This is a genomic window from Solemya elarraichensis gill symbiont, from assembly GCF_002021095.1.
Lineage (GTDB): Bacteria > Pseudomonadota > Gammaproteobacteria > Chromatiales > Chromatiaceae.
Window position 1 is genome coordinate 1 of the sequence record NZ_MPRK01000077.1, and the last position, 7245, is coordinate 7245.

8 protein-coding genes and 1 pseudogene are annotated in these 7245 nt (G+C 52.2%); 3 read left to right on the forward strand and 6 right to left on the reverse strand.

Annotated features, from left to right (window positions below; translation table 11 throughout):
- The coding region (gene smc, locus BOW51_RS05415) for a chromosome segregation protein SMC (protein ID WP_078476807.1) at window positions 1-2627 on the reverse strand (2627 nt) is incomplete at its 3' end.
- 149 nt (window positions 2628-2776) lie between these two features.
- On the opposite strand from smc, the gene queF reads away from it, so the two are divergent.
- A complete protein-coding gene (gene queF, locus BOW51_RS05420; RefSeq protein WP_078476808.1) occupies window positions 2777-3166 on the forward strand; it encodes a preQ(1) synthase in 390 nt (129 codons plus the stop codon).
- A 3-nt stretch (window positions 3167-3169) separates the two neighbouring features.
- Entirely contained in the window at window positions 3170-3772 is a 603-nt protein-coding gene (locus tag BOW51_RS05425; RefSeq protein ID WP_078476809.1) for an NUDIX hydrolase, read from the forward strand.
- 55 nt (window positions 3773-3827) lie between these two features.
- Here BOW51_RS05425 and BOW51_RS05430 read toward each other — a convergent pair whose 3' ends face one another.
- The 4 genes and pseudogenes from BOW51_RS05430 to msrB all read right to left on the reverse strand — a co-directional run bounded on the left by BOW51_RS05430 (window position 3828) and on the right by msrB (window position 6783).
- Window positions 3828-4550: a glutaminyl-peptide cyclotransferase gene (locus BOW51_RS05430; RefSeq protein WP_167367243.1), complete on the reverse strand. Its 723-nt coding sequence runs from the start codon at window positions 4548-4550 to the stop codon at window positions 3828-3830.
- Window positions 4551-4619: 69 nt separating this feature from the next.
- Complete coding sequence (locus tag BOW51_RS05435; RefSeq protein ID WP_078476811.1) at window positions 4620-5396, reverse strand: ABC transporter permease; 777 nt, start codon at window positions 5394-5396, stop codon at window positions 4620-4622.
- Window positions 5393-6331, reverse strand: a complete 939-nt coding sequence (locus tag BOW51_RS05440) for an ABC transporter ATP-binding protein (protein WP_078476812.1) — start codon at window positions 6329-6331, stop codon at window positions 5393-5395. The genes BOW51_RS05435 and BOW51_RS05440 overlap by 4 nt, the downstream gene beginning before the upstream one ends.
- A gap of 41 nt (window positions 6332-6372) precedes the next feature.
- Window positions 6373-6783, reverse strand: a pseudogene (gene msrB, locus BOW51_RS05445) (peptide-methionine (R)-S-oxide reductase MsrB).
- A gap of 93 nt (window positions 6784-6876) precedes the next feature.
- Between msrB and infA the strand changes: the two are divergent.
- A complete protein-coding gene (gene infA / locus BOW51_RS05450) occupies window positions 6877-7095 on the forward strand; it encodes a translation initiation factor IF-1 (RefSeq protein ID WP_043115807.1) in 219 nt (72 codons plus the stop codon).
- On the opposite strand, the gene BOW51_RS11780 is transcribed toward infA, so the two are convergent.
- Window positions 7076-7245, reverse strand: a 170-nt coding sequence (locus BOW51_RS11780; RefSeq protein WP_135568074.1) for a ClpB D2-like domain containing protein, incomplete at its 5' end; no start/stop codon positions are given. The two genes, infA and BOW51_RS11780, sit on opposite strands and share 20 nt — an antisense overlap.

Sequence of the window (7245 nt, forward strand, 5' to 3'; positions counted from 1 at the left end):
AGCAGCTTGCGTGCCTCGGCCAGCTGCGCCTCGACTTTAAGACGTGACTGCAACTGCTCCTCGAGTTTCTGCTTCTGCTCCTCGATCGGTGAATCATCACCGCTGAGCGACTCGGCCAGTGCCTCGCGACGTCCGCTCATCTGTTCTATCTGGTTACGGCTGCGCTGGCTGCTCTCCTCGAGACTGCCGTGCTGTGAACGCATCGTGGATAGTTCCACCGAGAGCTTGTGGACCTCTGCTCTTTTCACTGTCACCTGCTGACGCGCCTGCTCCAGCTCTTCCCTGATTCGATCACGCTGCTGAACCAGTGCCTCGCGCTTCGAACTCATGGTTTCAATCACTTCCAGCGCTTCGTAGAGACGTTCTTTGGAGCTCTCGATAGTCTCATTCCCTTCCGCAATCATGGCATTGAGTTCCTGGTGTTCCTGCTCGACTGTCTCAAGGCGTTGCTTGAGGTGATCGGCGCGCGCCTTTTTTGCACTCAGTTGCGAACGGGTGTCCGCAAGCTCGCGGTTGACCTGGTTGAAATCCTGCTGCTGCTGTTCGCGTTGCGCTTCTGCGGATGCAATCGCCTCGCCATGCTGCTCGAGTTCTTTAACCAGGCTCTCCACCCGGCTCTCAAGCTCAGACTGGGTTTTCTGCAGTTCACGAATCTGCTGCTCACGCTCAAGAATACCTTTCTGTGCACCGGCTTCGCGGCCGAATCGCATCCAGTTTTTGCCGATCTGAATTCCGTCTACGGTAATAAAGGATTCGTTGCCCTTCAATTCATTGCGACGTGACAGCGCATCATGCAGGCTATCAGCCATACGCACACTGCCAAGCAGAGCCGACAGGTCCAGTTTTGAATCGACCTTGTTCAACAGGGAATCATCAGCAACCTGCTGTGAACCGCCCGCGCTCTCTATCAGTTCAACAAGCCCTTCCTCGAGATCGACGACGGCACCGCTGTAACGGCTGAAGTCATCAACACAGATCGCCTGCAAGTGCTGGGCAAGCACGGTCTCGACCGCCTTGCGCCACTCGCTGCTGACATCAATCGACTGTGCCAGGCGTTTGCCCTCGGCGAGATTCTGCTTTTGCAGCCAGTCGGCACCTTCCCTGCCCTCTGTTGCGGCAGCCTGCTGCAGTGCTTCCAGCGATGCAAGACGCCCTTTACTGCTCTGCAGTTCAGCACGCGCATCATTCAGCTTTCTGTTAACCGACTCCTGTTCCAGGCGCATATTGCCAATACGCCCGATTGCCGCATCAAGAGCGGACTGTTTCTCTTCGAGTCTTGTCTGCGCCTCGCGTTGCTTGTTTTCCAGCGTGTCTATCTCATTGACGAGGTCAGGGGCTTGCAGGCGTTCGCGCTCTTCACTATTGCGCTGGAGTCGCTGTTGCAGTTTTTGCGCCTCTGATTCGATATGGTTGATTTTTGTTCTCTCAACCTGTGCAAGCTGTGCCGGCTCATTTGCCTGCTGGTTAAAACCATCCCATTCGGTCTGCCAGTTTTGCATGGCTGTTTCTGAGGCCGCCATCTGTTCAGACGCTTCACGCTCCTCTATTTCGGCTGCATCCAGTAACGGCTGCTGGGTCAGGAGTGTGGTGGCGATTGATTCGAGGCGGTCCTCGTCCTGCTGGCGTTCGCGATTAAGCTCTTGCAAGGATGACTCCATCTGGCTCAGGTCAGCCTGCTGCCTTGCACGTGATTCGAGCGCATACTGAATCGTCTGCTCCAGCCTCGCGATTTCGGCGCCAAGTGCATAGAACTTTCCCTGCACCTTGTTGAAGTTGTCATTCGCATCCGTATGATCGCTGCGCAGCTGCTCAATCTCTGACTCGATCTGGCGTTGCGTGGAAATCTCCGCCTCAAGCTTGTTCTCCTGGGCTGCAATCTCACGCTCATGCACATCGAGTTCATCGTGCATCGATTTCCAGCGCAGGGCGAGACATTCACCACGTAACTGGCGCTCTTCTGCCTTGAATGTCTTGTACTTCTCAGCAGTTGCTGCCTGGCGCTCGAGATTCTTGAGCTGTTTTCCAACCTCCTCGATCAGGTCATCGAGGCGTTCGAGGTTTTCCCTCGTGTGGCGAATGCGATTCTCGGTCTCGCGGCGGCGCTCCTTGTACTTGGAGATTCCGGCTGCCTCTTCGAGATAGACACGCAGTTCTTCCGGACGCGCCTCGATAACGCGCGAGATCATGCCCTGCTCGATAATCGAGTAGCTGCGCGGACCAAGACCGGTACCTAAAAAGAGGTCCGTAATGTCACGCCGACGGCAGCGGGTATTATTCAGATAATAGTTTGACTGGCCATCACGTGAGACCTGGCGTTTAACCGAGATTTGCGAATAGCTGGCGTATTGACCGCCGGCACCACCGTCACTGTTATCAAATATCAGCTCTATCGAGGCAGTACCAACCGGTTTGCGTGAACTCGAACCGTTAAAGATGACGTCTGCCATCGATTCGCCACGCAGCATTTTGGCCGAACTTTCGCCCATGACCCAGCGCACGGCATCGATAATATTCGATTTACCGCAGCCATTGGGGCCGACGACTCCAACCAGGTTTGTGGGGAAATCAGCAGTGGTCGGGTCAACGAATGACTTGAACCCGGCAAGTTTTATTTTTTCCAAACGCATGGAGCGGTAGCATACTGAATGTAGCGCCTGTCGTCTATATCTGTATAAGATTAAAAAAGCATCGTAAGTTATTGATTGAAAATGACATTCGATAAGTTCTTTGAATATAGATATAATAGAGGGCAATTTTTTCGACAGGGAATAAACCGATGTCCACCAAGCCAGGCAAAGAGCTTGAAACTTTTGACAACCCAAACCCGGAACGCGACTACACAATCCGCATCCGCATGCCGGAATTTACATGCCTGTGTCCAAAAACAGGCCAGCCCGATTTCGCCGAACTACTGCTTGAATATGTACCGGATCAACTCTGCGTCGAACTCAAGTCACTCAAGCTCTATATATGGGCATTTCGTGAACAGGGTGCTTTTCACGAAGCAGTCACCAACGAAATGCTGGCAGACCTGGTTGCGGCCACCAATCCACGTTTTATGCGTCTGACTGCTGACTTCAAAGTGCGCGGCGGTATCTACACACTGGTCACCGTTGAACACAGGGATGAAAACTGGGTTGCGCCACAAAAGGTGGAGCTACCCTGAACCATGTTTGACTGGGACGATCTTCCGCAACGGATATCACAACGGCTGACTCAGGCCGATGTGACACCGTTGCAGGAAAACTTCCCTCCCGGTTTTTTCAATGCGCCGCCAAAAGCTGCCGCAGTATTGATGCCGCTGATCCGCAAGCAGGATGGCTGGCACTTTCTCTTTATCCGTCGCAGCCAGCACGACAAAGACAGGCACAGCGGCCAGGTTGCCTTCCCGGGTGGACAAGTAGACCCCGGTGACAGGGACTCACATGCAACGGCACTGCGTGAAGCGCATGAAGAGATTGGCCTGCAATCGCATGCGGTCGATGTGCTCGGTTCGCTCAACAGCTATCGAACCATTAGCAACTTTGAAGTTACAGGAGTCGTAGCACAGGTCACATCGGCTTTCACGGTATCACCGGATCCAAGAGAAGTTGATCGCGTCTTTACCATACCGCTCGAATGGCTGGCTAATCCCGACAACCTTGAAAGACGTCCACGACTGCTTCACGGCATGCAGCAACAGACAGATGTTCTTTACTACCGCCGTTACGACAATGAACTACTGTGGGGTGTCACTGCTCGTCTTGTCGATAGTCTGATGAAATCACTCTAGTAGAGAAAGAGTTTCTGTAGCTTCTATCTTCGGGTGACAAGCCTTTTTAATGTAACTAGTCCGGGCTTTGTGTCAGTCTGATCTCAAAAACGAGCGGCCAGTTTTTTCCGGTAACAAAGAGTCTTTTTGACTCGGCATCCCATGCAAAGCCGTTGATCACATCAACCTTGTCAGGCTTATGCAGGTCCTTGCGAAGTAGCGACAGATCAATCGTGGCAGTTACCTCGCCGGATTGCGGATCGATGATGACGGCACGATCTGTTAACCAGATGTTGGCGAAGATTTTATCTTCAATCCACTCAAGTTCATTCAAACGGTTAACCGGTTTACCATCCTGGGAGACGTTAATGCTGCGCTCCGGAACCACTCCGAAGGGGTCGAAAAAACGGATCCTGCTGCTGCCGTTACTCATCAACAACTGCCGACCATCGCTTGCCAGCCCCCACCCTTCACCACTATAGAGTGTGCGTCCTGTCTCCTCCATACTCTCTGGGTCAAGTTGCAACATGACACGTGATTTCCAGGTCAACAGGTAGTAGGAAGCACCATGTTTTGCCATGCCTTCGGCAAAATAGTCGGCATTGACAGCCACGCGCTGTTTTGCAGCAAAAGCACCGGGTTGATATCGCTGGATGTAGCTTTTTCCGTAACCGCCCGAACTCTCAACCAGGCCCTTATCGAATAAAAAGCCCTGCGTGAATGGCCTGCCTGGATGAGGATGTTGTTTGACGATTTCGATGCCCAGTTGCTCGACTGACCACGCGTCTCCTCCCATCATGAGAAGTAGAAGTAAAAGAGTGACTCTTGTTGCAATGGGCTTGTTTATTTGAGTCAACATCCTTGTTGTCTATGAACGCAGTCCGATACCCTTGTTCAGCAACCTCATGCTGAAAGAGGCAAGCACAGCAATAAAAAACAGGATGATGACAAATGCCCACGCGATGTTGATATCCGATATACCAATCAGCCCGTAACGGAAAGCATTGATCATGTAGAGAATCGGGTTTGCCAGTGATGCCATCTGCCAGAAATCGGGCAGCAACTGAATCGAGTAGAAAATACCGCCAAGGTAAGTCAGCGGTGTCAGCACGAAGGTCGGTACGATAGCGATATCGTCAAAATTCCTTGCGTACACGGCATTAATGAAACCGCCAAGTGAGAACAGTACCGAGGTAAGGAAAAAGACCAGCAGTGTGACCAGGTAGTTGTGTACCTGCAGGTCGGTAAAAAACATCGCGACAATGGTGACAAGTACGCCTACCACCATGCCACGCGCCACTCCTCCGCCGACGTAACCGGCAAGAATGACCCAGTTCGGCACCGGCGATACGAGTATCTCCTCTATAAAGCGACCGAACTTGGCCTGGTAGAAACTCGATACCACGTTGGCATAGGAGTTGGTAATGACCGCCATCAGGATCAGGCCGGGAACGATAAAGTCGATGTAGGCATAGCCGTCCATCTCACCAATACGTTCGCCAATCAGTTTGCCGAAAATTGCAAAGTAGAGCGCCATCGTAATGCCGGGCGGCAGCACTGTCTGCACCCAGATACGGATAAAACGGTTGAACTCCTTGATGACAAGAGTCGTGAACGGTGTCCAGACATTGGTTCTGAAATTCATCCTTCGGACTCCTCTACCGGGTGACGGCTCTCCCGGGTCATCTCGAGGAACAGCTGTTCAAGACGGTTCTGCTTGTTACGCAGACTCAGCACCTCGATATTTTGCTCAGCAAGGCTGCAGAAGAGTCGTGTCAGGCCGCACGCCTTGTCGACGGTAACCTGCAGGGATTGCGCATTGCGCAAGGTGACGCTGTAGTCCTCTATAGTTGGGGCCTCGCTGACCGCCACATCTATATCGAGAACAAAAATCTCCTGCTGGAGACGTTCAAGCAGCACATCTATTGAGCTGTTTTCAATGATGATGCCGTTATCGATAATGGCGATATTCCGGCACAGATTCTCTGCCTCTTCAAGGTAATGGGTGGTAAGGATAATTGTTGTTCCTTCTTCATTAATTTTGCGCAGGAACTCCCACATCGACATACGAATCTCGATATCAACCCCGGCTGTCGGTTCATCGAGAATCAGCAGTTTTGGATCATGAACCAGTGAGCGCGCAATCAACAGGCGGCGTTTCATTCCACCGGAGAGGTTGCGTGCGATGGTGTTGCGCTTTTCCCACAGGTTGAGTTGCCTGAGGCGCTTTTCAGCTCGTTGCGCAGCATCGCTTCGTTCGATGCCATAGTAGCCCGCCTGGTTGATCAGAATTTCGATCACGGGTTCAAATTGGTTGAAATTAAATTCCTGTGGGACCAGGCCGATGTGGCGTTTAACACCGAGCAGATCAGTGTCAAGATCATGGCCGAACACCTCGACCTTGCCATCGCTCTTGTTAACCAGTGAGCAGATGATCCCGATGGCGGTTGATTTTCCAGCGCCGTTGGGACCAAGAAGCGCAAAAAAGTCTCCGCTCTCTACAGTCAGGTCAATACCCTTCAGGGCTTCCGGACCGCGCGCGTAGGTTTTGCGGAGATTTGTAATTTTCAGAGCGGGCATGTAACGGCTATCGAAATCAGACAAGCAGCAATGATAACTTATCAGGAGCGCTTTTTGTCGTCTGAATCGAGTACCAGCGAGGCAGCGTTGATACAGTAACGCAGCCCGGTTGGTTGCGGGCCATCCGGAAACAGGTGGCCAAGATGCGAATCGCACTTTGCGCAGTGAACCTCCGTGCGCACCATGCCATGACTGGTATCCCGGTCCTGCTCGACTGCGTCATCATTCAGCGCCTTGTAAAAACTTGGCCAGCCGGAACCTTAATCATACTTGGAAGCAGAATCAAACAGCGCTTCACCACAACAGGTACAGCGATAGACTCCATCGGTTTTTGTCACGTTATATTCACCCGTGAATGGCGCCTCGGTACCCTTCTGACGACAGATTCTGAACTGTTTGCTATCGAGCTGTTCACGCCACTCATCGTCAGGCTTCACTATTTTCTGTTTCATTCCATGGGCTCCTGATCATTTTTGTAATCAAGCGTTTTAATCATGCTATAATCTCGGGCTGACAAACTGTTGTTAACTTTACAGATACAAGGCATGGCAAAAGAAGATTTTATCGAAATGGAAGGCACGGTCACCGACACCCTTCCCAACACCACTTTCCGCGTTGAGCTGGAGAATGGTCACGTTGTTACTGCACACATCTCTGGCAAGATGCGCAAAAACTACATTCGCATCCTCACCGGCGACAAGGTCACAGTGCAGCTGACCCCATACGACCTGACCAAGGGCCGTATTACGTATCGCGCCCGCTGATATCTATCTTCAGCTCGCCATCCCGGCGGCTGATTTTTACATCTCCACCAGACGCAAGCTTGCCAAATAGCAGCTCTTCAGCGAGCGGCTTCTTGATCTGATCCTGGATCAGGCGGGCCATTGGGCGTGCCCCCATTTTCGGGTCATAGC

Coding starts and splice junctions, on each gene's coding strand:
- BOW51_RS05425 (WP_078476809.1), top strand. CDS start 3,170: ATGTTTGACTGGGACGATCTTCCGCAACGGATATCACAACGGCTGACT.
- BOW51_RS05440 (WP_078476812.1), bottom strand. CDS start 6,331: ATGCCCGCTCTGAAAATTACAAATCTCCGCAAAACCTACGCGCGCGGT.
- BOW51_RS05435 (WP_078476811.1), bottom strand. CDS start 5,396: ATGAATTTCAGAACCAATGTCTGGACACCGTTCACGACTCTTGTCATC.
- queF (WP_078476808.1), top strand. CDS start 2,777: ATGTCCACCAAGCCAGGCAAAGAGCTTGAAACTTTTGACAACCCAAAC.
- BOW51_RS05430 (WP_167367243.1), bottom strand. CDS start 4,550: ATGATGGGAGGAGACGCGTGGTCAGTCGAGCAACTGGGCATCGAAATC.
- infA (WP_043115807.1), top strand. CDS start 6,877: ATGGCAAAAGAAGATTTTATCGAAATGGAAGGCACGGTCACCGACACC.